General features: G+C 57.4%; 2 protein-coding genes. One reads left to right on the top strand and one right to left on the bottom strand.

Translation table 11 applies throughout. The annotated features are described in order from the left end of the window. Positions 1-206, top strand: a 206-nt coding sequence (locus IBT54_RS25315; protein WP_236263724.1) for a hypothetical protein, incomplete at its 5' end; no start/stop codon positions are given. Between the two features lie 139 nt (positions 207-345). Here the strand turns inward: IBT54_RS25315 and IBT54_RS24840 are convergent. Continuing rightward, a complete protein-coding gene (locus IBT54_RS24840; protein WP_201253323.1) occupies positions 346-1107 on the bottom strand; it encodes a hypothetical protein in 762 nt (253 codons plus the stop codon). Positions 1108-1283: the final 176 nt, after the last annotated feature.

Below are 1283 nucleotides of genomic sequence, written 5' to 3'. Positions count from 1 at the left end.
AACGGCACGAACACACCCCGGACGGCTATGCCGGTCCGGTCCTCAGCGGCCCCGTTTCGGGGCCAGTGAACGCACCGGCGAAGCCGGTTGCAGGGGTTGCGTCAGGATGGAAACCCGCTGGCCCGGAACGGGCCCGGGCAGAGACGGCGTGCCGGCTCTGTGCGCAGCATGACAGCCGCCCGGACGTCCGGTGTAACGGCTTTTGACCGTGCGGGACACAGCATTCCGGGTCGATTAAGGGGTCTGTCGTGGCGTTGATGACGTTGATTTTCAGTAAGAATCCAGGTTTTCATGCGCATAAACGCTGTCTTTTTTCCCTGCAGCGCACTGCAGGGAAGCCATCATTTATCCTCTCAGACGTGAAAACTGCCAGTGACAGAACGGGCTGTATTCGTCAGCCACCGGCAGGTTCTGCTTCGCATATTTACTCAGCCCCCCATGCTCAGACCAGAACAGTTCAAGCGCTGCGGCATTTATGTCGCCTTCAACCTTATAAACGTTAGTCGTCTGGTATTCAGTGTTCTCCGCATACTCTTCTTCGCCGATCGGATTGGCTGAATGCACGATCCGCGTTTCATAAGTCTCCGGTGTTGCGCCTGCCGCCAGGGCATCGACAGAAACCGTGACCAGCAGTTTTTCGTGCGCGTTAATCAGCAGCATCTCAATTCCTGAACGGAATTTTCCCGTATGAAATTCCGCCTCTTCGCGCGTGAAGGTTGCCGCCATCAGGAACTCCAGGTTCATAGAAAAATCGCTACGCAGCGCCGCCGTGTTGACATTGAACTGCGGACAGTCCGTGTAAAACAGACTGCGACGTAAAGCGCGCCGTATAGCCTCATAGCTGATCTCTTCTGATGATTTTGCCATGAAAGTCGATGATTCTTTAGATTCTGCAGCCGTGATGTTGACGTTCTGCTGTGACATGTTGTGTCTCCCGTGTGGTTTGTCTGATGTTTCTCTGAGTTCCTTGCCGTGAAGGCAGAACGGGCTCGCGGGCATCAGGCTGAACGCAGGGAGAAACGGCAAAGCCGCAGCCCGCAGGGACCGGGTGACGCCGTTTAGCGTGCGTCCCTTGCGAGAAGACGGCCGCGTGCCAGGTTTCTGCACGGCGAAGGGATTCAGGAAACTAAACTGAACGCGGAAGATGAACAGAGCACAGCCCCGGACGGCGGCTCTTTGCCAGTCCGGTCTTCAGCGGCCCCGTTTTCGGGGCCAGTGAACGCACCGGCGACAGCCGGTTGCAGGGGTTGCGTCAGGATGGAAACCCGCTGGCCCGGAACGGG

The sequence above is a fragment of the Pantoea sp. S62 genome (genome assembly GCF_016658625.1).
Lineage (GTDB): Bacteria > Pseudomonadota > Gammaproteobacteria > Enterobacterales > Enterobacteriaceae > Pantoea > Pantoea vagans.
Note: the sequence above shows the minus strand (reverse complement) of the source record. Positions and strands in the feature narration are given on the sequence as shown.